This window comes from uncultured Clostridium sp. (assembly GCF_937920395.1).
Lineage (GTDB): Bacteria > Bacillota > Clostridia > Clostridiales > Clostridiaceae > Clostridium_AD.
In genome coordinates, this window is the sequence record NZ_CALEVF010000384.1 from 1 (window position 1) to 22,632 (window position 22,632).

Genomic DNA, 22,632 nt, shown 5'->3' on the forward strand with positions numbered 1-22,632 from the left:
AACTGCCATACTTAATCACTCCTTTTTATTTTGTTTTCACTTAATATATATGATGCTTACATTATTTGTGCGGAGGTTTTAACAACATTTCAGCTTCTAAACATTGATTAACTGGTGTAAGAGGAAATTTTTGTAGAAATGAAGAGATATGCATTGTAGTATCTTATATTGTATGGCACTATTTGTTGTAATTATTTTAATAAAGCATCCCAAGTATTATGACCAACTATTCCATCCGAAGGCAAACCATTACCAACAGATTTTTGATATTTAACAACAGTATTGAACGTACCACTACCAAATATACCATCCTGTAAACTCATAGCAAGTCTCTTCTGTAACCACTTAGTAATATTACCAGTATCTCCTTTTCTTACTATAGGACAAGCGGCAAGTGTCTTAGGACCATAGAAACCATCAACTGCAATATTGCCAAATCCTTGTTTGTTTAATTCAGCTTGTAGTTGTGATATCGAGTTATTAACTCTTGTTTCTGGTACTATTGTCACTTTAGCAGGTGTAGGATAAGTAGTCTGACCTGAAATTGAGTTTGTTATTCTTCCAGTAATACCATCAGAAAGTGCTTTGCCTAAAGCATCATGGCCAACCTTTCTATATATTGCTATATCCTCTGTGGCTTCACAGAAACATACCTCTACTAATACTGCAGTAGGAACACAAGATATTATGTCATGTAAATGTTGTACATTCATTCCATCTTTTAATCCTCTATTCTTAAAACCTAATGCTTGCAGATTATTTAGAATCCTAGTACCTATTTGAACAGCAGTTGGATTTTTAGGATTAATCCACACCTCACTACCTATCGCCCCTTTATAAGAATCATATGCTTTATTAAAATGCACAGGCACAAATAGATCTGAATTAGAGTTATTAGCAATATCTGTACCATACTTAAGATCTGCATTTTCACTACAATTACCTGGAGTGCCATCAAGAACCGTTTGTTGTGCTCTTTTTAAATAAGTTATTGTATCAACATATACTAATCTATCTTCTTTTAGTTCGTCTAATCCTCCAACATTAACTGCGCTGGCGCCCTGAGCGCTTGGATTATGCCCACCTCTTATTACTATTTTCATTAATAATTCCCCCTATTTATTATTTTATCTCTTTTTCTAAGCTACTACATAATAGCCTTTAATTTCTTAAGGGCATTTTTCTTGATCCTCGCATATTGGTGATAACTTTTATCAGAAGTAGCTGCTATTTCTGTAAGGGAATGGCCCATAATATAATATCTCTCTAGGATATAACGTTCAAAAGGTGGAAGAGTGTTAAGAGCGGTGTATAAATTTTTAACCTCATCGTAGGCTATAACTTCATCCTCTAAGGTGAATTCATAATGCTCCTCGGCATCAAAATCTATCATATTACTGTTTGGTACTTCACGAAAGTGTTTTATTTCTCCTTTTAAAAGTGCTTTAAGATTCATCTTTATAGCGGTGATACAATATCCATTAAAGCTGTTGCTGCCTAGTTTATATAATGATATAGCTTTTATCACTGACAAATGGCAATGTTGGATTAAATCCTCGGTGGTATAGCTTGGAATGTGGTACTTTGAACATTCTTTGATTATAAGGTATTTAAACTTTCCTAAGATAAGTACTGTAGCTTCGCTGTCACCATTTTTAGAATTCTCAACTAGTTTTTCCATAAATAAAGCACCGCCTTCTAATTTTTTTATTTAATATATAGTAAATATGATAATTTATTAAGCTATCCCAAGTAACTGTTTTTCTAAAAGATCAAAATCATAGGTTCTCTGTTCGTAATCACAAAAGCTACCACTTTTCAGGTCACGCGATCCACTATTGCTGCTACCGATGTTGTTACTTGTCCATTTTTTCTGATAGGCAATAACCTGCTCAGCGGTCCTTATGCCTTTACTTATCCAGCTATTGATGACTTGTGAAATATATTTGATATTTTTTGCATTATAGCTAACGGACTCTTTTATAGCCATAATTATGACTTCATCACTTACTTGTTTTGTAAAACTTAATATTTTTTCATACACAAGTGGAGTGATAGCATGTACATTTTCTTGAAATATTTTAATTATAGTATCTATCCCACCAATCGTAGCAGCAGGATTTTGTTTTTTTATAATTACTTTTTCTTCCAAAACTAGTGCTTCTGCTTCTTCTTTGTTTATTATTTTTTGTTCTTTACTTTTTACTCCTTCTTCTTTACTTCTTACTCTATTACTTGGGAGGGGGTGGGTAGCCCCTACCAAGGGGCTATTAATGGGCTTAATAATTATGTTATTACTTTGGACATCTGAATAATCTTGTTCCATAAGGCTTAGAGCACTTACATCAGGTGGTACAACGTTTACAAAAATCCCTTTGAAAATATTAGCTACATCTAAACCGGCGACTTCATATTTTTCATATAATAATTCAAGAAATTTTTTGTTTTTGATTTTGACTATTTCCTTTCGTACGCAAAGTAGAAAATTTTTATTATTTGGAACATTGTATTTCATCCAATTTAGTATCATAATTTCATTGGTTTCTTCGCAGTATAAAATCTTTTTATAATCACAAAACTTTTTAAGCAGCTGGGTCACAAGTACTTTATCACATCCCGTTTCTAATGAAATGAGTTTAGGCGAAATTTGATATATGCCCGCCTGCGTTGATTTTGTGTTCGTTAGAAGGTATAGATAGAAAAGTTTCTCCTGTAGATTCAATTCCAGAATAAAATCATCACTCCAGAAATCCGTATAAAGCTGTCTATATTTAGCCATTGTTTATTCCTCCTCGTAATATATAGTGCACATGCTTATTGGGCTATTATTTTTTAGATGATTTTAATTTTCTTTACGACTTTGTCAGTAGGATGGAAGATATAATCCATTTCTACACCAAAAGCATTTGCTATTGCTTTTCTACTTTTAAATCTGGGATAAGACAGACCATTCTCCCAAAGCCAATAATTTTTATTGTGTGTGATACACTCAATGCTGGCTTGGTTTTGATTCCAGTCTTTTCCTATTCTTAAAACTTCAATCCTCTTGTACCAAGTAAGCTTATTAAACATTTCTGATATCATTTGTCTACCTCCTATAGTTTTAAAGACATTTATTAACTAATTTAACTAAATATAGCATACTATAGGTAAACTGAAAAATCTATTAAATGCCTTTATAATGACATATTAACCCATTAAAATGTACTAGCCATTATTTGCATTTGCTTAGGCTCAGTATCTTTGATTTAACTATAGAATACCGTCACATACGGTAATGAAATACAAAATATTACTTTTTTAGAGGTGTTTCTAGTTTTATTTTAAAAAATAGTTTATTAATAAATTAAATATAAGATCCAGTTAGATAAATTTTTATTATTTGTGACTGAGAAGAGACTAGACTAAGTTTATTTTATGATTTGTTGAGGATTTAGATGAGAGTAAGTAAGGAATAAGCTATGACCACTTCATGGTAATATTTGTTTATAGTCATTATTAAGTATGATATTAAGGTTAATTAATTATTGAGATGAATAAGTTATGGAAGGGAATGGAGTAAAGGGGGATAAGAAATGTTATGTGCACTTATAATGGCGGGTGGTAAAGGAACTAGGTTTTGGCCATTATCCACAGAAGAAAAGCCAAAACAGTTTTTAAAACTTTTAGGCGAAGATACAATGCTTCAAATGAGTGTGAAAAGATTAGAAAAACTTATTCCTATAGAAAGAATATTTATAGTTACAGGTATGCGATATATGGACCTGGTTAGGGAGCAGATTCCTAATTTACCACTTCAAAATATTATTGTAGAGCCAGTAGGGAAAAATACGGCTCCTTGTATTGCTCTTTCTGCTTTTCATATTAATAGAATATATGAGGATGCAACAATAGCAGTACTTCCATCTGATCATCTTATTAAAAATGAAGTCAAATTTTTAGAGGTTTTAAATTCAGCTTATGAATTTGTGAATGAAAATGCACAGGCAATAGTTACTATAGGGATGAAACCGGATAGACCTGAAACTGGTTATGGATATATAAATTATGGTGATATGAATTGTGACTTAAATGGTAACGAGCTGCGAGAAGTTAAGAGTTTTGTAGAAAAACCAGATTTATATAAGGCTAAGCAGTATTTAAAAGATGGAGACTATCTTTGGAACGGTGGAATGTTTATTTGGAAGGCCAAAAACATTTTAAAACTTACAAAGAAATATTTATCAAACACTTATGAGGTGTTAAGTGAAATAGCAGCAACAAGGCAGGAAGATTATCACAAAGTCTTAAAAGAAAAATACATCAATGTTGATAGTATATCTGTAGATTTTGGAATTATGGAGAAAGCAAAAGATATATATGTTATACCAGCTGATTTTGGATGGGATGATGTAGGAAGTTGGGAAGCTATTGAAAGATATAGGGAAAAAGATAATAATAACAATCTCTGTATGGGAAATGTAAAAAAATTCGATTGTAGAAATAACATTATTATTAGTAATGGTAAACCTATAGTTATTTCAGGACTTCAGGATACATTTGTGGTTGAATCGGATGATATGATATTTGTTGGTAAAAAAGATGGTATGGAGAATATAAGAGAACTTAAAAATAGAATTAGTTGACATAAAGGGGTGCATTAATGGTGAAAAGAGCGTTAATAACAGGAATAACAGGGCAAGATGGATCGTATTTAACTGAATTATTATTAGAAAAAGGTTATGAAGTACATGGAATAATAAGAAGGGCTAGTTCTTTTAATACAAAAAGGATAGATCATTTGTTTGAAAATCCTGAAATAGGAAATAAAACATTGTTTTTACATCATGGTGATTTAACTGATTCAAGTAATTTAAATAGGATATTAGAAAAAGTTAGACCAGATGAAATATACAATTTAGGTGCTCAAAGTCATGTTCAAGTTTCTTTTGAGGTGCCAGAATATACTGCGGATACCGATGGTATGGGAACTCTTAGAATACTCGATGCAATAAAAGAAAGCGGATTAAAATGCAAATTTTATCAAGCATCAACTTCAGAACTTTTCGGAGGATTACCAGGTACTGCACCACAAAGCGAAAAGACACCATTTTATCCAAAGAGTCCGTATGGAGTAGCAAAGTTATATTCTTATTGGATAACTGTAAACTATAGAGAATCTTTTGGTTTGTTTGCATGTAATGGAATATTATTCAATCATGAATCTCCAAGACGTGGAGAGACCTTTGTTACAAGAAAGGTAACAAGAGCAATTGCTAGTATTGTTTCTGGAAAACAAGAAAAATTATCTCTTGGTAATATGGATGCAAAAAGAGATTGGGGATTTGCAGGAGACTATGTACAAGCTATGTGGTTATTACTTCAACAGAAAAAACCGCAAGATCTTGTTATAGCAACAAATGAAACTCATACAGTTAGAGAATTTGTAGAATTAGCATTTAAAGAAGTTAATATAGACATAGAGTGGAAAGGCACAGGAGTAGATGAAAAAGGATACGATAAATCAACAGGAAAACTTTACGTTGATATAAATCCTAAATACTTTAGACCAGCAGAAGTTGATCTACTTTGGGGAGACTCTACAAAAGCCGAAAAAGAACTTAAATGGGAGAGAAAAGTCAGTTTTAAAAAACTAGTTAAGATGATGGTAGATTCTGATATGAGAGAAATCGCTGGAATTAGTTCAAATGAGTTTATAGCTCAAACAGAAGCCACTAAAGCACATGCTGAAGCTGCTATAGCTATATAAGGAGGTGTCATTATGAATAAAGACAGTAAAATTTATGTAGCTGGACATAGAGGACTTGTAGGTTCAGCTATAGTTCGTAATCTAAAGGAAAAAGGATATACAAACATAATAGGAAGGACTCATTATGAATTAGATTTAATGAATCAGCAGGAGGTTAGAAACTTCTTTAAAAAAGAAAAACCGGAATACGTTTTTCAAGCTGCAGCGAAAGTTGGTGGAATTGGAGCTAACAGTTCATATCCAGCTGATTTTATATATGAAAATATGGAAATTCAAAACAATATTATAAAGGCAGCGCATGATTTCAAAGTTACAAAACTTTTATTTCTAGGAAGCTCTTGTATATATCCTAAAAATTGTCCTCAACCAATTAAAGAGGAATATTTACTCTCGGGATATCTTGAACCAACAAATGAAGGTTATGCAATAGCTAAAATTGCAGGTCTTAAAATGTGTCAGTTTTTCAAAAGAGAATATGGTGATAATTTTATAAGCTGTATGCCAACTAATCTTTATGGACCTAATGATAATTATGATCTAAAAAATTCACATGTTTTGCCTGCTCTTATTAGAAAATTCCATGAGGCTAAAGTTAATAATGATCCATCAGTTGAAATTTGGGGAACAGGAAAGCCACTTCGTGAATTTTTATATGTAGATGATATGGCTGATGCCAGTGTATATTTGATGGAGAATTATGATGGCGAAGAACATGTAAATGTAGGAACTGGAAAAGAGCTTACTATAGGCGAACTAGCAGAGATGGTTAAAAAGGTAGTTGGATTCACTGGTGAGTTAAAGTTTAATACAGAAAAGCCAGACGGGACTAAAAGAAAGCTACTAGATGTTAGTAAGCTTGAAGGGACTGGATGGAAGTATAAGGTTGATCTTGAAGATGGAGTTAGGATGGAATATGAGTGGTATAGGGAAAACTATAAATAGAGGTAAGTGTATATGAAAAAACGACTTTTGGTATATGCGCATTATTTTTACGCTGATGTAGCTTCTACAGGGCAGATATTAACTGAGTTATGTGAAGGATTGTGTAATGACTTTGAAATAACTGTTATATGTGTGGTTCCTAATTATGATGGGAAAGTGGATGAAAAATATAAAAAAAAGAGAATGTTTATAGAAAAACTTGGGAATATAAGAGTTTTAAGAGTGAGAGTACCGGAATTTGATAAAAAAGATAAAATAAGCAGAATTAAAAATATATTAGCTTATTTTATTAACGCCAGTTTTGCTACTTTTAAAGTTGGAAAGCAGGACATAGTCTTTAGCGTTTCACAACCTCCTATTTTAGGAGGAGTACTTGGGGTTATAGGAAAATTTATAAAAAGAGCAAAGTTCATATATAATATTCAAGATTTTAATCCGGAGCAAACTATGGCAGTGGGGTATAGTAAAAATAAATTTATACTTAATATGGCTATGAGGGTAGATAAGTTTTCTTGCAAGCGGGCTAATAAGGTAATAGTTGTAGGACGAGATATGCAAGAAACATTAAGGAATAGATTTAATAATAAAAGAGTTCCTAATAATGTTTTTATAAATAACTGGATTGATGAAAAAGTGATTTATCCTTTACCAGATAATAATGAAAATGTATTAGCTTTTAAAAGTAAGTATGGTTTAGAAAATAAAACAGTAGTTATGTATTCGGGGAATATAGGACTTTACTATGATTTAGAAAATTTAATTAAAGTCATTGGTAGGTTTAAGGAAATACTAACTTTGTTGAATTTCATAAATATTTTAAAGTAATTACTTTTAAACATTACTACACTCCTAAATACTTATTCTTATCTTTGGGATGGGCTTGCACCGATACCTTCTCTTCACAAAGAATTTCCCTACAATACTTCTCAATAGCAACATCCTTCTTTATATACTAAAGCTGAAAAATATTTATTTGATTTTCAAAAAAATATAAAATTAATACCAACGACTTTGGAAAAGGTTGCTAAGCATAATAATCAATTAAATGAACCGAGTAAGCACACTAATATTAGGGAAGAACTATTGCAAATTTATAAAAAAGGTGGATATAAAGTGATAGATGAATTTTATATAAAGAGTATGGGGTAAAAAATTTATATTATTAAAATAGTAAACATACTACCTAAATTTATAAAGAGTAAAATAAAAAACCGATAAGACTAATGAAATACATATAAAAGATTAGAATTTAATCATATTTTGAATGAAAATTTTACCAATAATATCAATAAGTTATTCAATAATATTATTAAAGGTGATATTAAATATTAAAAATAATTAAGTTAATATGTTTTAATTGGTGTGAGAGGATATCGTTTTATAAAGTTTATTCAGGCATCAAATACCCATTAAAAAAGAAAAATGAAGGTTTATAAGATAGTGTTATGATTATGTTTTATATGAGGTGTACATTTTATTATATATATAAAAGTAACTTAGAAATCTAACTTTAAAAAATATAAAACAGTAGTACTAAGCTGGTTCGTATTGGATGTAGTTATATGTCAGAACTAAGTTAAAATATAGGTAAAGTAGAAGGGTGAAATACATGTTTAGCTATAAATTTATCGTTAGAAATTTTTAGAAAAAAGTCTAAAATAGTATCATCTATTTCTTTTTGTTTTTTCTTTTTTCTGCTAATTTCAAGTTAATCAAGAAACAATTATATTATGTATGCAAATCAATACGCTAGCAGTAGAGAAAATATTTCATCCGAATTAGGATTTACATTGATTTTGAAATGCTTCAATACTATAGGAATGAGCTATGGTAATTTTATTATAATAACTTATTTAATATGTTATTTTATTATATTTTTGGGAATCAAATAATATACAGATAATTATCATTTAATTTTTGAATTATATTCAATAACATCAATGTTCCCAGATTTTTTACAACTTAGAAACTTTGTTGTAATGTCTATTTTTGTTTTTTCGTTTAGATTTTTATTATCTCGTAAAAAGGTAAGCATGTTTTATATATAATTTGTATTGCTTTAGCATCAACGGTACATTCAATATTATCTTTTACTTTATATTTGTTATTTTGTACTTTAGAAATAAAAAGTATATAGTAGATTTTGTTTCAGCTATTTCTTTAATTGTTTCAATATCCTTATTGTTTGAAAGAAGCATATTGACTAGTGGGTTGGCTGAATTGTCTTTATTCTCTAATGATATTAAAATGGTTTATTATCAGAAGTTAACAACTAATAGCGGATTTTTAGTTAATTAGTTTTTATTGTAATTAAATATCTTTATTACGCATTTGCGTATCAAAAACATGAAGATAATGGAAATTAATTTTAATACTTCAAAAGCAAAATATGTTACTATATTATCTTATGTAAATATAAGTATGATAATTATTGCTCCATTGCTTTTACAAAATGCAAATTTCTATAGATATTTTAGAAACATTATCATAACAATTGGGTGGTCAAAGTTTTGAAGTATTATATGATTTAAAAGGTGTCGATACAACAAAATAATAACAAATGTATTATAGTAAAAAAATAAGGAATATAGAAATACAAGATTGAGTTTAAGATATATTAAACATTGGTATCTGACAAAAGTGATGTAAAATCACTTTTGTCATTTTTTTTGTTTCTTATTTAACATGTGACTGAGTAGTGATTGAACTTAGTTCATTTTATGATTAGTCAAGGACTTAGTTGAGGATAAGTAAGGATTAATATGTGACCATCTCATGGTAATATTTGTTTATAGTCATTGTTTAAGTATGAAACTAAGGGGAATTAATTATGGAGATAAGTGAAAATAAATCAGAAGATTTTACCTTGAATATGGGAACATCCACATCTTTTTTAGTAAAGATACAATACATGCAAAATACAAGTTGGCAAGGAACAATAAAATGGTTAGATGGAAAACAAACAAGACATTTTCGTAGTTGTCTTGAAATGATGATGTTAATTGAGGATGCATTAACAAGTGAAAAGGACAAAAGTAATGAAATTGAGTTTAATTCATGGAAGGATAATGACGAGGATACATCTTTAAGAGACCTAGAGGTTGAAAGAAGAAAAATTTATAGAGAGTATGTTTGTAAGAATAAAAAATAAAAGAATGTAAATAGTTAAGAGCCGTTTATGAAAAGAAGAAAGGAGAGCCATATGGCAGACTTACCGACTAATGTTACTTATAATACAGAAAATACAAAGTTGAAAAATAGATATTATTATTTTATTGTAAAGAGATTTATAGATATAGTGGGGGCTTTAGTTGGAATTATATTATTACTACCAATTATGCTTGGTACAGCGATTGCTATAAAGTTCAATTCTAAAGGAACTACTGTTTTCGCTCAAGATAGAGTTGGAATTAATGGAGATATATTTAGAATGTATAAGTTTAGATCCATGATTAGTAATGCCTAAGAGTTTAAAAAAGAGCTAATGAGTAAAAATGAAATGTCTGGACCTATGTTTAAAATTAAAAGGGATCCAAGGGTTACAAGTGTGGGTAGGATTATAAGAAAAACTAGTATTGATGAATTACCACAGTTATTTAATGTACTTGAGGGAAATATGTCATTAGTTGGTCCTAGACCTAATTTGCCTAAAGAAGTGTGCTGCTTTAACTCTTATCATAAACAAAAATTACTGGCTAAACCGGGGTTAACATGTTATTGGCAGGTAATGGGTAGAAATAATATTGGTTTTGAAGAGTGGATGGAGCTTGACATAAAATATATTAAGGAAAGAAATACGTGGATTGATATAAAGCTTATTATAAAAACGGTATTTGTATTACTTGGTGATAAAAACGCTGCTTAGACGATAATTTCAATAAATGAAGGGGTGCATCATGGAAGAGGAAAATCACATGAAAATTAAAGATTTTTTAATCATAATTAGAAAACGAATAAAATTAATAATGTTAATAACAGCTTTTGCAACTATTGTAACTGGAATATTAAGTTTTTATGTGCTTAAACCCGTATACGAAGCTCAATGTACAGTCATTGTTGGAAAAGATAGTACAGAAAAGATTACAGAGAGTGAAGTAACGATGTACCAAGATTTGATTAAGACATACAGTCAAATTGCAAAATCTAGGCTAGTAGCCGAAAATGCTCTTGGGAGACTTAATCTTGGTGTTACTTGGAAAGAATTTATGTCTAATGAAGATATTACGTCTGAAACAGGTACACAAATAGTAGATACATCTTATAAAAATGGAAATGCAGAAGTAGCTGCGCAAGGAGCAAATGCTTTATCACAAGCATTTATAGAAGAATCTCAAAAGCTTCTATCCTCAGGGAGTGTAAAAATAATGGATAAGGCTTTAGATCCTGAAGTACCAATAAAACCAAACAAAAAGTTGAATATTGCAAAAGCATTTATCCTAGGTTTAATATTTTCATTGTCGCTAGCTTTTTTTATAGATCATTTGGATAATACAATTAAAAGTGAAGAGGATGTAGAACGACAATTAGGGTTACCTACCATGGGGTTAATTCCAAAACAAAAAAATATGATGAATCTTATTGTAGAGAAACAGCCTAAATCGCAAGTTGCTGAAGCTTTTAAAAGCATGAGAACCAATTTGTTATTTTCTCTGGAGAACAGAGGAATAAATACTTTAATGGTTTCTAGCTCAAGCCCTAATGAGGGTAAAACTTCAGTTTCAACTAATATTGCTTTTGCTATAGCAAAAACAGGGAAGAGGGTTTTACTTGTTGATTGTGATCTTAGAAAACCTAGTGTCCATAGATACTTTAATATTAGTAACAGTGAAGGTTTAGCTGATGTGATTTTGAAGGAAAGAAAAGTTGAGGAAATTATAGCAAAGATTAACGATAAATTAAATGTGTTAACTGCTGGAACACTTAATTATAATTCGTCGGAGTTATTAGCATCTCAGAAGATGAAAACATTTATTAAGGATATGGAAAAAGAATATGATTATGTAATACTTGATACCCCTCCAATAGTTGCATTTGCAGATGCCATTATCTTAGTTACTGACAAAGTTGGAGTTGTATTAGTAATAAACTGTGAACAAACAAAAATAGAAATTTGTAAAAAATCAAAACAATTATTAGCAAATGTTAACGCTGCATTAATTGGAGTCGTATTAAATAAAGTTGATAAAAGAGCGTTTGTAGGTTATGGATATGACTACTATTCCAATGGTAAAGGTAAGAAAAGTGGAGTGAAAACTAAAAGGGAGCTTAAAGAATCTAATAAAAGTGAAAATGTGTAAGTGAAATAAATATTAGGGTGAAGTTTAACGTATATTCTAACAGATATATTAAAATATTTTAATTTAGTTTATAGGAATATAGCAATGAGATAAATATGCAAATAACATGAATATTATAAAACTGATTATATATAAATTTATAATAATGTTAAATATTAGGATGCTTTTTATAGAAATGACTACCATATAAAAGCAAAATAGTATATAATTGTAGAATAAACTAATAATTAATAAAACAAATTTCTTGGAAGCAATGAAACATATTCTTAATTGGTCACTTTGAATATGATGAGCTAATAGTGAATCCACTCCTTTTCATAGAAAAATCTATGAAAATGGAGTTTTTTTATGCCCTTATAAAAAACAGTTTTATTTGAGTGTGGTTTAAAGTAGTTAGATAGTTTAAAGGGGGAGATTAAATTTGTTAGATAGTAGCTTAAGAATTATTGAAAGTGGCGATAAAGATTGTCTAAAGGTATATACATTGGGCTCACTTAAAGTTAAATCAGGTGGGAAGGTAATTTCAAATGACTGCAAGCGGTCCCAACAACTTTGGAATTTATTTAAATATATTTTTACATATAGAAATAAAAGGATTATACAAGAAAATTTTTTCGATGTCCTGTGGAATGATAATGAATGTGATAACCCTGGAAAAGCGTTACAAAATCTTATTTATAGACTTAGAATGCTTCTAGATTATAAAGAAGAGAATAAAGAGGGTCAGTCAATTATTAATTATTCGCAAGGTTGTTATAGCTGGAATAAGGAATGTAATTATTGGACAGATGTTGATGAGTTTGAGAACTTGTATAACAATGGTAAAACCTCTGAGAATAATAAGGATTTTGATAATGCTATTGAAATTTATCAGAGAGGGTTAAGCTTATACAAAGGTGATTATCTTTCTGATGACCCATATAATGAGTGGGTAACTCCACTTAGAAACTATTATCATCGTATATATATTGATATAATATGTAGACTTACAAAATTACTAAGGGACGATGGCAGGATAAAGGATGTTTTAAAGGTTTGTGAAGAGGCATTAATGATACAACAGTTTGAAGAAAAGCTGTATGTAATTTATATTGAAGCACTTATTGAAACTGGCAATATGAAGCAGGCACAGAATGAATATAAATCTATAACATCCAGGTTATACAATGATATGGGAGTAAAACCTTCAACTGCTTTACGTAACTTATACCATCGAATTAAATGTAATGATGATAATAAGGCTGATAATAAGATAGATAAGAAGCTTATGAATTTGGATGATATACGAGAAGTAATGGTGGACAGGGATGACTGTGATGGTGCTTTCTTTTGTGATCCAGATATATTTAGCTCAATTTACAAATTAGATTGTCGCAAGGCAGCAAGGGGTGGACAAGTTGATTATATGGGTATGATCACCATATCAGTGGCAAAAAACAAAACCAATAATAGTAACGTACTCAAAAAAGTAATGAGGGCATTATTAGATATGTTAATACAAGATCTTCGCGAGGGAGATGTTGTATCAGAATGGAGTGGAACTCAGGTAATTGTTTTGTTATCAGAAGTAACACTTGAACAAGCGGATGGAGTATTAACTCGTATTTTAAATAAACATGAAGTGTTGGCAACATCAAATAATATAATTGTAGAAAAATTATTAAAACCAATTAGTTCAATAGAGTAATTAAATTTTTGAATATAAAATATTATAGATAGCTGATAGAGGAGACGTAATGTCACTTTTATCAACTTTTACATTTTCTGTATTATTTGCGACTGAACTGTGACTGAGATAAGGAAGAGTTATGACCATATAATGGCAAAATTTACTTATAATGATTATTAAGTATGACACTAAGGGGAATTGATTATGAAGATGAATGATAATGAATCAGAAGAGTTTACCTTAAATATCATAATGAACAATGATAGCAGCATACATGGTGAAATTAAGCACTGTAAGTCTGATCAGAGAACCCATTTTAGAAGCTTAATTGAAATGATTTTATTAATGAATGAAAAGGTGAATGAATTACCAATATCCCAGCCTAGTAACGAATTTCGTTCATGGGTGAAAGAGGTAATTCCAATATATTTAAAGGGTGGCAAACAGTATATGAATAAATGATGGGGAGGGATTTTTTTGTTAGCAAATAATTTAAATCTTACATGCAAAACGGAAAAAAAGTGTTTGAAAGTATATACACTAGGTTGCTTCGAAGTAGTATTGGATGGAAAGGTTCTTTCAAATGATTGCAAGCGGTCTCAACAAGTGTGGAATTTATTTAAATACACGCTTACATATAGAAATAAAAGAATTGTACAAGAAAACTTTTTCGATGTTTTATGGAAGGATAAAGAATGTGATAATCCAGTAAAAGCTTTGCAAAATCTTGTTTACAGACTTAGAATGCTTCTAGATTATAAAGGCGTAAATAAAGATGGAGAGTCAGTTATAAATTATTCGCAAGGGTGTTATAGCTGGAATAAGGAATCATATTATTGGACGGATATTGATGAGTTTGAAGATCTTTATGAAAAAGCTAAAGTATACGAGGAAAATGATGATTTTCTTAAGGCAATTGATCTTTTAAAACAGGCATTAATGTTATATAAAGGTGATTATCTTTGTGAAGACTCCTACAATGAGTGGGTTATGCCTATTAGAAACTATTATCATCGTATTTATATGGATGTAATAGCTAATTTAATAAAACTATTAAAACAATATAAAAGGAATAAGGATATTCTCAAGGTATGTGAAGAGGCATTAATAATTCAACCATTTGAAGAAAAAATCCATTTACCTTATATTGAAGCACTTATTGAAGAGGGTAATATGGTCCAAGCACAAAAACAATATGAATACGTAACATCTATGCTCTACGAGGAGATGGGAGTAAAACCATCATCTGACCTAAGAAAGCTATACCGAAAAATTAAATGTAATGATAAAAAGGTATTAGTGGATTTAAGTTCTTTTCAAAAAATAATGGTAGACAGTCGTGAATCGGATGGTGCTTACTTTTGTGAGCCAGATACATTTGTTTCTGTTTATAAATTAGAATGTCATAGAGCAGTAAGGACTAAACAAATTATATTTATGGGGTTATTTACAATAAATAGAGTGAAAAACAGGGGACAAGATAATAAAGTAATGAGAAATGGAATAGGGTCACTTCTTAATGTATTAATACAAGATCTACGTGAAGGTGATGTTGTGACGGAGTAGAGCGAGACACAAGTGCTTGTCCTACTTTCAGGAACAACAAGTGAACAAGCAAATATGATACTCAATCGAATTATAAAAAAGTATGATGAAAATTATACTTCTAAGAAGATAACAGTAAAAGCATTGCTTAAATCAATAGATTGTGGTGGTAGAGAAAATAATGATTTAATAGTATGTTAAATATAGTAAATAGAGGAGTAGTTTTAAAAATGAAGGTATGGCAATTGTTATTAAAAGTTTATCTTAAAAAAGATATTCCAATGGAGGAATGTCAAATAGAAATAAGTAAAATTATAGATAGCTGTCTAACCAAAGACATAGACTTTCTAAATTTTCATAATAATAATCAATATAAAAATTACACCTTCTCCTCCTTTTATCCAATTGAAAAGGGCAAAATATATTTAGCTGGGAATATATATACCATTACAATAAGAACAGTTGAGGGAAAATTAGTACATCATTTTCAGGAATTTTTAGAAGATGAGAATAATAATACCTTGAAAGCAATAACTATGGAAACAAAAATTATTCCTAAAAGATATATTGAGAGAATATATTCTATTACATCAGTTGTGACAAAATTTGAAGGTGGATATTGGCGGACAAATGAAAGTTTAGAAATATTTGAAAAGAGATTAAAAGAAAATTTAATAAAGAAATATAATAACTATATAAAACATACTATTAATGAAGAGTTTGATTTATTTACATACATAAGGTTTGATAATAAAACACTAATAGCTACAAAATATAAAGATATAAGGATGCTTGGAGATAAAATAACATTAAACATTGCCGATAATAATTTAGCACAGGACTTAGCATATTTTTCGCTTGGGACAGGTCTGCTTGAGATGAATGCCCGTGGTTATGGGTATGTAAACTGCAAATAGTTATAGGGAGGGTTCCTAATGTTAAAGGGTTGTTTAGAAGTTTTTCAAAAGAAATATGAAGAAAAAGGTGAAAAACTGATAACTGATAGTTGTGTTTTAAGTGAAGGAACTTATGTTTTAGTCCATTCTAATGGTAATATTATCGAAATATTAGAGATTGATAAAAAAAGCTCTGATAAAGATGATAGATATTACGATTTTGCTTTGATGGATTATTTTTCTAAATTAGTCGATATTAATAAACCAATAGATCCTCATAAAATTATACATAGTAACAATTATTTGAGCTTTTTTATAAAAAAAGAAAATGTTAATGTTGAAAAATTGACAGAAAATATAATAGACAATTATTATGAAATATTAAAAAATCCAAGAATTAAGTACAAAGAAAATATAGACAAGGAAAGAAGAAAAATCTATGAACTAATAGACGCGAAATACGGCAGGAGTAATTATAATTTAATTCAAAAAAACAAAGAATGGATTAAAAACAATATATTTTCACTTATAAACAAGGTAGCTAAGAATAAGAACTATCTAAAGATATTTTTCCAGTATGATATAGACTTATATAAAAAAGAAAGTGCAAAATATGTGATACCTAATATTTATAATAGTCCTCGCTATAATTTTCAAGTAGATAATATAACATATGGGCTGCCTAATGATAACATGGGGTTAAACTCAAAAAAACCATTTCTGAGAAATAAGACTAGAAAAAATTCTTTACCTTATTTAATTTCAATAAACGAAGCAATACTTCAAAAAAACTTTTTTGATTACCTATTTAATAATGCTTGCAGAGGTAAAACAAATATTTATATAGGAAATGGGGATATAAAGTGTTTATCAAACATGGAGTATTTAAACGATAAATTTTCAGGTTATTTTTTAAGAACAATAAAAAGTAAAGAGATAGAAATTCTTGATTTTGATACTATTGTGGGATTTGACAATAAGATTTCTGGATTATTTGTGAATAAAGTTATACCAATAGATTCTGTAAAAGTTAAAGGCTCACTTACTTCTAAGTATGGAGAAATAAAACAAATAAACAAACTTAAAAAAATAATTAACGATGTTTTCTTTTATAAAATTTTATTCGAAAATTATTTCACAAATCCGAGAGATATAAAAACAAATGATTTTGTAATTAAAGAAAATCTTATAAAATCAAGAGGTGCCTTTTTTAATTGGTTTTACAAGGGAGATGCTACAATAATAAAGCAAATATTTGATAAAACATCTATGGAGATAATTAAGGACTCAATATGTAACAATTATAGGGAAAAAGCAAAACAACAATTTAACCTTAGATGTGGAATCCTAAATTACTTTACAGGCGAAAGCGATATGGAAGACATTTTAAATAAGATTGTTAGTAGTTTAAGAGAAAAGATAATGATGAAGCAAATAGTTGGCTTTGATAATGACTATGAATATTATTTTGTCATCGGTCAAATTTTAAGCTATTTAGTATGTTTAAATGAACCTTTAAATGAACTCTTAAATGGATCAGATAAAACTATGTTTTCTCTTATTGTTCCAATCCTTAACTGTAAGAGGGATGAAAAATTAAAAGAATCATTAGAAAAACTTCTTAATAGATATAATTATATTCTTAAAAAAGAAAATAAAAACTTTGATAATCTAAGGACTATGGTTCTTAACTATCAGGTAAAAAGTGCAGTAAATGATAATTTTATGGTGGCAGGATTTTTATATAGTGATTTAATAAATGAATAAAAAAAGAGGTGACAAAGAGCAATGGAGTTTAGGGTTTGTGGTGTTATAGGAATAAAATCAATAATGGCAAATTGGAATGCAGATTTTAGTGGACAACCTAAGTCAATATCAACAGGTGAAATATTTGGTAGCGATAAAGCATTAAAATATCCTATGAAAAAAATGTGGGAGAATAACGGTGAACCAGTGTTATACATAAAATCTTTAAAAATAGAAGATAAAAAAGGTGAAATAAAAATAAAACCAAAATCTTTAAAAGAAAGATATGAAGAGATTTTTAAAGTGAAAGATTTACAAAATGAAAAGGATAATGATAAAGTTTTAAAAAATTTATTTAAAGCTATAGATGTTAAAAACTTTGGGGCTACCTTTGCTGAAGCAGGAAATAACATATCTATAACTGGAGCTGTTCAAATTGGACAAGGATTTAACAAATATGACGATACCACCATAGAGAGGCAACAAATATTATCCCTATTTAGAGATGGAACCAAAGATGACGCAAGCGCCGTGTCCCTTGGTACAAAGATAATAAGTAGTGAAGCTCATTATTTTTATCCATTTGTAATAAACCCATCTGCTTATAACAATTATATTGAAATGGGGGCAACAAAAGGCTATACAAGAGATGATTATAAAAAATTTAAAGAAGTCTCACTCATATGCGTTACTGCATATAATACAAATTCTAAGGTTGGTTGTGAAAATGAATTTGCCATATTTGTAGAAACACAAAAGGATTTGTATTTACCAGATTTAGCTCAATATATTGTTTTTAGTAAAGAGAAGGATTTTGACATTATTACATTAAAATTTGAAGATTTATTAAACAAATTATCTGATCGGATATTAAACATTGAAATTTACTATAACCCTTATAAAACCAAGATAGAAGTGAATATAAGCAAAACTAAATATTTCAATATATTTACTAGGGAAGAGGTATAAAATATGATGGCATTAAAATTCACCTTATCTGGAGAGACAGCCTTCTTTAAAAAGCCGGATGTAAATACATACTTATATTTTACCTATGGTAATATTCACAAAATAGCGATACTTGGAATTATAGGAGCTGCAATTGGGCTTGAAGGTTATAATTTTCAAAAGGAATTACAATACCCAAAGTTTTATAGTGAATTAAATAGTTTGAACATTTCTATAGTACCAAGAAACGATAGGGGATATATTGCTAAAAAGATTCAAGCTTTTAATAATTCTGTGGGATATGCATCTGGTGAGGTGGGTGGAAACCTTATAGTAAAAGAACAATGGCTTGAAAAACCTAGCTGGGATATTTATATACTAATTGATGATAATAAAAACATGGGAAAAATCATTTATAGTTTTTTAGAAAATAGTTTTGAATACATGCCATATCTAGGTAAAAATGATCATTACGCCAATATCACGGATGCTAGGGTAGTAGGCCTTAAAGAAATAAATTCTTGTGAAAATGTGGACAGTTTATTTATTAGAGATTATTTTGAAATTAAACAAGAAAAAAAGGATCCTTCTAATTTAGTAGATCAGCAGGTAGATTCATGGAAATATGAAGAACGATTGCCAATAGCTCTAGAACCCAGGGATAATCAGTATATAACTACTCCATTTATTTTTACAAACATGAATGATGCAGCTTGGAAGTCTATTTTAGAAGCATTCGAAGTAGAAGTAGTAGAATTACTTTTTCCAGAGATATTTGATAAAATAGATTGGAAATTAGGAACAGAATCCTTAGATAAGGAACTACTGGAAATACAGAAAGACATATTTGACAAGGATAGTAGCGAAAAGGTAATATCTGATAAAATAATAAAAGTTAGATTAAAAGATAAAGGAAGTAAGATCTTATTTATTCACGTAGAGGTACAAAGCTATAGTAGTGGTTATAAAGTTTTTGGAGAAAGAATGTTCAGATACTTTTATAGAATATGGGATAAATTTAGATATAAAAATAATGATGAGTCAGAAATAGTGGCTGCAGCAATATACACTTATAAAGGTGAGCAAGGAAAAGATAAAAGATATGTTTATGAATTGCCAGAGTTGAAAAATGAAATACTAATATATAATTTTAAAACTATCGATGTAGAAAAAATAAAGCTTGAAAAAATTAACAATAACAATCCATTGAAATTAGTTTTTAAAATGGCAAAAAGTTTACTAGAAACAGGAGTACATGATGAAGATATAATAAAGGCAAAAATAAAATTAGCAGCGGAATTAAAGGGCTATGATAAAGTTAAGAATAATGATCAAATAAAAGCATTAGTAGATTTTTTAGAATATTTATTTTTAATTAAAGATCCAGAGATAGAAAAAAAATATGAAGAATATAAAAAAAAAAATGGAGGTGCATTTAAATTGAGTATAGACGAGATTAGAAGATTGCACTACAAGGAAGAAGGAAGAGAAGAAGGAAGAGAAGAAGGAAGAGAAGAAGGAAGAGAAGAAGGAATAAAACAATTGATATTGAAACAATACAGTAAGGGACTTTCTGTAGAATATATTTCGGAGATAAATGATTTTGATGTAGAATATGTAAGAGAGATAGTAAAGAACATTATACATTAGCAAGCTTAAACAAGTTCTCAAGAGGTAACTACTGAAAGTTATAGAGATATAATTTTAGTAGTTTTTTTGTTAAAGTGTTTATTTTGTCTACATTATATTGGTCAGTTAGATTTAGATATAAAGGAGGGTTTATGATGAATGAAGTGAAGGAATTTCAAACCATTTTACAGGTAATTGTATCCCGCTTAGTAAAAATGATTGCAAATGAGATGATTATTTCTGATAAAGAGGCCTTAAACAATCTTTATTCATCAAAACTATACGAAAAGCTGGAGCAACAGGAGACGAAGGTTTGGCATTTAAGTGTGCCTACGCTTTACAATATTTATATTGAAGAAATAAAAACAGGGAAAATTGTTTTCCCTGAGGAGGCATGAGAATGGAAGATAAATTGGATTTTTTAGTGTATTGTATAGAAAATTATAAAAATTCTAAAAATCTAAAGGGTAAGGAAGCTTTAGACCTCTTTAATAATTACAGAGTTTTTGACTATATTAATGCGAGTTATGAAGCATTACACACTACTGGAAGAGAATATATTATAGAGGATCTTAGTATTTATATTAATTCAAGACAAAAATTTGATTTAAATTAGTAACCAATAAATGGGCCACATAAGCAGCCTGTTATGTGTAAATGAATAAACAAGAAGCGAAAAATGGAAATGCGAAGCTAGGCGAAGATGGGATATCTGATGTGAATTTATTAACTACTGAAAGTTATAGAGATATAATTTCAGTAGTTTTTTCGTTGTTAAAGTATTTATTCTACGACATCATAATGTTCTTATGACTTATCGGATTTTGATGCATATAATAATGTAATGAATCTATAATACAGGGAGGATTTATATGCATTTAATTGGGTTATTCAAAAGCAGGATAACTGTAAAAAAGGGTAAGAGATTACTTGCTGATTATTGCAAGCTAAACGGATTCGAAGACAATACTACGCAGTGGAAAAAGGTTACTTTTGCTAAACATTGTTTTGCATATAAAATAAATAGCCACAAAAGGGTAGCAAGAAATTGGGTATCATTTCACTACATGAGAGAAAACAACAAATACAGTATATGGATTGATTTGGTAACTGAAGAGATAACAGAAGTTTTAAGGGAAACAGTTTAGAGAGAGAACCAGCAATAATTATGTGTTGCTGCTTTTTGTTTTATTTAAAAACGCACAACTACTGCAAAACATGTCGAATAACAAGACAATTTGATGAGCAAAAAAAAATAAAAAAATAAAGGGAATAAGCATAGATTGTAGAATTTAAGATAATTAAGATAATTAAATTAAAATATAGAATTTATTTCTACCGTGTTTAGGGGGACTTTAAAATGATGATTAAAAATAAAAAAAATATATTTATTGGTATTATAATATTTATTTTATTAAGTACAATAACACTTACATTATTTATATTTTCAAAAAAGAATGTGAGTAATAAAGAGAGTACAGCAGTAGTCAAAAATACATTAGGATATATAAGTAAGACGGACAAAAACTCTTTTTATGTTTTAGAAAAAGGCACGTGGAACAAAATGTTTATAAAAGGGGTTAATATTGGAGCTGGAAAACCAGGCGCTTTTCCTGGAGACGTTGCAATCACGTACGATGAATATTATAGATGGTTTGGCTATATAGCTAACATGAATGCAAATACAATTAGAGTTTATACAATTCAAAGACCTCAATTTTATAATGCTTTGTATGATTTTAATAAGAAGGCTGAAGAGGCTGGTAAAAAACCTATTTATATTTTTCATGGCGTGTGGGTCAATGAAAATGATATTGCAACGATTAATGATGTTTATGGAAATAATGACAAGATATTAAAGGATGTAATAAAAACAGGTAATGAGACTGTTGATGTATTACACGGAAATGCTTACATTCCAGTTAAAAAAGGTTATGCAGACGGTACTTATACATCAGATGTTTCAAAGTATGTCATTGGGTGGATTTTGGGTATAGAATGGGACCCTGCTTTTGTAGTAAGCAGCAATCAAAACAATCCGAGTAGGACTAATTATAATGGTAAATATCTTTATACAAAGGGAGCATCACCTTTTGAAGCCTTTCTTTGTGATATTGGAGACAAGGTTATAGAATATGAAATGACAAAATACAAAATGCAAAGACCAGTCGCATTTTCAAACTGGGTAACAACTGACCCATTAAAACATCC

At 29.4% G+C, this 22,632-nt stretch carries 23 protein-coding genes and 2 pseudogenes; 21 read left to right on the forward strand and 4 right to left on the reverse strand.

Going from position 1 to position 22,632, the window contains the following annotated elements; genetic code table 11:
* Window positions 1-191: 191 nt before the first annotated feature.
* Genes Q0649_RS22420 through Q0649_RS22435 form a run of 4 tightly spaced genes read right to left on the reverse strand, consistent with a single transcriptional unit; the run spans window position 192 to window position 3,084 of the window.
* Complete coding sequence (locus tag Q0649_RS22420) at window positions 192-1,103, reverse strand: N-acetylmuramoyl-L-alanine amidase (protein ID WP_298847166.1); 912 nt, start codon at window positions 1,101-1,103, stop codon at window positions 192-194.
* 44 nt (window positions 1,104-1,147) lie between these two features.
* The gene (locus Q0649_RS22425) at window positions 1,148-1,681 is read right to left on the reverse strand and encodes a sigma-70 family RNA polymerase sigma factor (RefSeq protein WP_298847170.1); all 534 of its coding nucleotides are present in this window, start codon (window positions 1,679-1,681) and stop codon (window positions 1,148-1,150) included.
* Window positions 1,682-1,738: 57 nt separating this feature from the next.
* Entirely contained in the window at window positions 1,739-2,779 is a 1,041-nt protein-coding gene (locus tag Q0649_RS22430) for a DnaD domain-containing protein (RefSeq protein ID WP_298847172.1), read from the reverse strand.
* A 53-nt stretch (window positions 2,780-2,832) separates the two neighbouring features.
* Window positions 2,833-3,084 (reverse strand): helix-turn-helix domain-containing protein, encoded by a 252-nt coding sequence (locus Q0649_RS22435; RefSeq protein WP_298847175.1) that lies wholly within the window; start codon window positions 3,082-3,084, stop codon window positions 2,833-2,835.
* Between the two features lie 491 nt (window positions 3,085-3,575).
* On the opposite strand from Q0649_RS22435, the gene Q0649_RS22440 reads away from it, so the two are divergent.
* The 21 genes and pseudogenes from Q0649_RS22440 to Q0649_RS22540 all read left to right on the forward strand — a co-directional run.
* Entirely contained in the window at window positions 3,576-4,625 is a 1,050-nt protein-coding gene (locus Q0649_RS22440; RefSeq protein WP_298847178.1) for a mannose-1-phosphate guanylyltransferase, read from the forward strand.
* Between the two features lie 17 nt (window positions 4,626-4,642).
* On the forward strand, window positions 4,643-5,749 hold the full coding sequence (gene gmd, locus Q0649_RS22445) for a GDP-mannose 4,6-dehydratase (RefSeq protein ID WP_298847211.1): 1,107 nt from the start codon (window positions 4,643-4,645) through the stop codon (window positions 5,747-5,749).
* 12 nt (window positions 5,750-5,761) lie between these two features.
* Window positions 5,762-6,691, forward strand: a complete 930-nt coding sequence (locus Q0649_RS22450) for a GDP-L-fucose synthase (RefSeq protein ID WP_298847214.1) — start codon at window positions 5,762-5,764, stop codon at window positions 6,689-6,691.
* Between the two features lie 12 nt (window positions 6,692-6,703).
* Window positions 6,704-7,516 carry a glycosyltransferase gene (locus Q0649_RS22455; RefSeq protein ID WP_298847217.1) on the forward strand — a complete coding sequence of 271 codons (813 nt, stop codon included), beginning with the start codon at window positions 6,704-6,706 and terminating at the stop codon, window positions 7,514-7,516.
* A 186-nt stretch (window positions 7,517-7,702) separates the two neighbouring features.
* Window positions 7,703-7,840: a hypothetical protein gene (locus Q0649_RS22460; RefSeq protein WP_298847220.1), complete on the forward strand. Its 138-nt coding sequence runs from the start codon at window positions 7,703-7,705 to the stop codon at window positions 7,838-7,840.
* 1,681 nt (window positions 7,841-9,521) lie between these two features.
* Entirely contained in the window at window positions 9,522-9,842 is a 321-nt protein-coding gene (locus Q0649_RS22465; protein WP_298847223.1) for a hypothetical protein, read from the forward strand.
* 51 nt (window positions 9,843-9,893) lie between these two features.
* Window positions 9,894-10,556, forward strand: a pseudogene (locus Q0649_RS22470) (sugar transferase).
* A 49-nt stretch (window positions 10,557-10,605) separates the two neighbouring features.
* Window positions 10,606-11,988 (forward strand): polysaccharide biosynthesis tyrosine autokinase, encoded by a 1,383-nt coding sequence (locus Q0649_RS22475; protein ID WP_298847226.1) that lies wholly within the window; start codon window positions 10,606-10,608, stop codon window positions 11,986-11,988.
* A gap of 421 nt (window positions 11,989-12,409) precedes the next feature.
* The gene (locus tag Q0649_RS22480) at window positions 12,410-13,675 is read left to right on the forward strand and encodes a BTAD domain-containing putative transcriptional regulator (protein ID WP_298847229.1); all 1,266 of its coding nucleotides are present in this window, start codon (window positions 12,410-12,412) and stop codon (window positions 13,673-13,675) included.
* Between the two features lie 186 nt (window positions 13,676-13,861).
* A complete protein-coding gene (locus Q0649_RS22485) occupies window positions 13,862-14,119 on the forward strand; it encodes a hypothetical protein (RefSeq protein WP_298847232.1) in 258 nt (85 codons plus the stop codon).
* A 15-nt stretch (window positions 14,120-14,134) separates the two neighbouring features.
* Window positions 14,135-15,223, forward strand: coding sequence for a BTAD domain-containing putative transcriptional regulator (locus Q0649_RS22490; RefSeq protein WP_298847234.1), 1,089 nt, complete (start codon window positions 14,135-14,137; stop codon window positions 15,221-15,223).
* A gap of 54 nt (window positions 15,224-15,277) precedes the next feature.
* Window positions 15,278-15,403 (forward strand): hypothetical protein, encoded by a 126-nt coding sequence (locus Q0649_RS22495; protein WP_298847236.1) that lies wholly within the window; start codon window positions 15,278-15,280, stop codon window positions 15,401-15,403.
* 29 nt (window positions 15,404-15,432) lie between these two features.
* Window positions 15,433-16,119, forward strand: coding sequence for a CRISPR-associated endoribonuclease Cas6 (locus Q0649_RS22500; RefSeq protein ID WP_298847238.1), 687 nt, complete (start codon window positions 15,433-15,435; stop codon window positions 16,117-16,119).
* An 18-nt stretch (window positions 16,120-16,137) separates the two neighbouring features.
* Window positions 16,138-17,865, forward strand: a complete 1,728-nt coding sequence (locus tag Q0649_RS22505) for a type I-B CRISPR-associated protein Cas8b/Csh1 (protein ID WP_298847240.1) — start codon at window positions 16,138-16,140, stop codon at window positions 17,863-17,865.
* Between the two features lie 21 nt (window positions 17,866-17,886).
* Window positions 17,887-18,813: a type I CRISPR-associated protein Cas7 gene (locus Q0649_RS22510; RefSeq protein ID WP_298847243.1), complete on the forward strand. Its 927-nt coding sequence runs from the start codon at window positions 17,887-17,889 to the stop codon at window positions 18,811-18,813.
* A gap of 6 nt (window positions 18,814-18,819) precedes the next feature.
* Complete coding sequence (cas5b, locus tag Q0649_RS22515) at window positions 18,820-20,442, forward strand: type I-B CRISPR-associated protein Cas5b (RefSeq protein WP_298847255.1); 1,623 nt, start codon at window positions 18,820-18,822, stop codon at window positions 20,440-20,442.
* A 134-nt stretch (window positions 20,443-20,576) separates the two neighbouring features.
* Window positions 20,577-20,819, forward strand: a complete 243-nt coding sequence (locus Q0649_RS22520) for a hypothetical protein (RefSeq protein ID WP_298847245.1) — start codon at window positions 20,577-20,579, stop codon at window positions 20,817-20,819.
* A gap of 2 nt (window positions 20,820-20,821) precedes the next feature.
* A complete protein-coding gene (locus Q0649_RS22525; protein WP_298847247.1) occupies window positions 20,822-21,037 on the forward strand; it encodes a DUF3791 domain-containing protein in 216 nt (71 codons plus the stop codon).
* 41 nt (window positions 21,038-21,078) lie between these two features.
* Window positions 21,079-21,234, forward strand: a complete 156-nt coding sequence (locus Q0649_RS22530) for a hypothetical protein (protein ID WP_298847249.1) — start codon at window positions 21,079-21,081, stop codon at window positions 21,232-21,234.
* Between the two features lie 59 nt (window positions 21,235-21,293).
* A complete protein-coding gene (locus Q0649_RS22535; protein WP_298847252.1) occupies window positions 21,294-21,569 on the forward strand; it encodes a hypothetical protein in 276 nt (91 codons plus the stop codon).
* A 212-nt stretch (window positions 21,570-21,781) separates the two neighbouring features.
* A pseudogene (locus tag Q0649_RS22540) lies at window positions 21,782-22,632 on the forward strand (family 2 glycosyl transferase); the annotation flags it as partial.

What these genes read in the sequence shown, in the direction of transcription:
- Q0649_RS22435 (WP_298847175.1), bottom strand. Translation starts at nt 3,084, where the DNA reads ATGATATCAGAAATGTTTAATAAGCTTACTTGGTACAAGAGGATTGAA.
- Q0649_RS22505 (WP_298847240.1), top strand. Translation starts at nt 16,138, where the DNA reads ATGTTAAAGGGTTGTTTAGAAGTTTTTCAAAAGAAATATGAAGAAAAA.
- Q0649_RS22430 (WP_298847172.1), bottom strand. Translation starts at nt 2,779, where the DNA reads ATGGCTAAATATAGACAGCTTTATACGGATTTCTGGAGTGATGATTTT.
- Q0649_RS22520 (WP_298847245.1), top strand. Translation starts at nt 20,577, where the DNA reads ATGAATGAAGTGAAGGAATTTCAAACCATTTTACAGGTAATTGTATCC.
- Q0649_RS22465 (WP_298847223.1), top strand. Translation starts at nt 9,522, where the DNA reads ATGGAGATAAGTGAAAATAAATCAGAAGATTTTACCTTGAATATGGGA.
- cas5b (WP_298847255.1), top strand. Translation starts at nt 18,820, where the DNA reads ATGGCATTAAAATTCACCTTATCTGGAGAGACAGCCTTCTTTAAAAAG.
- Q0649_RS22450 (WP_298847214.1), top strand. Translation starts at nt 5,762, where the DNA reads ATGAATAAAGACAGTAAAATTTATGTAGCTGGACATAGAGGACTTGTA.
- Q0649_RS22530 (WP_298847249.1), top strand. Translation starts at nt 21,079, where the DNA reads ATGAATAAACAAGAAGCGAAAAATGGAAATGCGAAGCTAGGCGAAGAT.
- Q0649_RS22510 (WP_298847243.1), top strand. Translation starts at nt 17,887, where the DNA reads ATGGAGTTTAGGGTTTGTGGTGTTATAGGAATAAAATCAATAATGGCA.
- Q0649_RS22420 (WP_298847166.1), bottom strand. Translation starts at nt 1,103, where the DNA reads ATGAAAATAGTAATAAGAGGTGGGCATAATCCAAGCGCTCAGGGCGCC.
- Q0649_RS22475 (WP_298847226.1), top strand. Translation starts at nt 10,606, where the DNA reads ATGAAAATTAAAGATTTTTTAATCATAATTAGAAAACGAATAAAATTA.
- Q0649_RS22535 (WP_298847252.1), top strand. Translation starts at nt 21,294, where the DNA reads ATGCATTTAATTGGGTTATTCAAAAGCAGGATAACTGTAAAAAAGGGT.
- Q0649_RS22440 (WP_298847178.1), top strand. Translation starts at nt 3,576, where the DNA reads ATGTTATGTGCACTTATAATGGCGGGTGGTAAAGGAACTAGGTTTTGG.
- Q0649_RS22495 (WP_298847236.1), top strand. Translation starts at nt 15,278, where the DNA reads ATGATACTCAATCGAATTATAAAAAAGTATGATGAAAATTATACTTCT.
- gmd (WP_298847211.1), top strand. Translation starts at nt 4,643, where the DNA reads ATGGTGAAAAGAGCGTTAATAACAGGAATAACAGGGCAAGATGGATCG.
- Q0649_RS22500 (WP_298847238.1), top strand. Translation starts at nt 15,433, where the DNA reads ATGAAGGTATGGCAATTGTTATTAAAAGTTTATCTTAAAAAAGATATT.
- Q0649_RS22425 (WP_298847170.1), bottom strand. Translation starts at nt 1,681, where the DNA reads ATGGAAAAACTAGTTGAGAATTCTAAAAATGGTGACAGCGAAGCTACA.
- Q0649_RS22455 (WP_298847217.1), top strand. Translation starts at nt 6,704, where the DNA reads ATGAAAAAACGACTTTTGGTATATGCGCATTATTTTTACGCTGATGTA.
- Q0649_RS22485 (WP_298847232.1), top strand. Translation starts at nt 13,862, where the DNA reads ATGAAGATGAATGATAATGAATCAGAAGAGTTTACCTTAAATATCATA.
- Q0649_RS22525 (WP_298847247.1), top strand. Translation starts at nt 20,822, where the DNA reads ATGGAAGATAAATTGGATTTTTTAGTGTATTGTATAGAAAATTATAAA.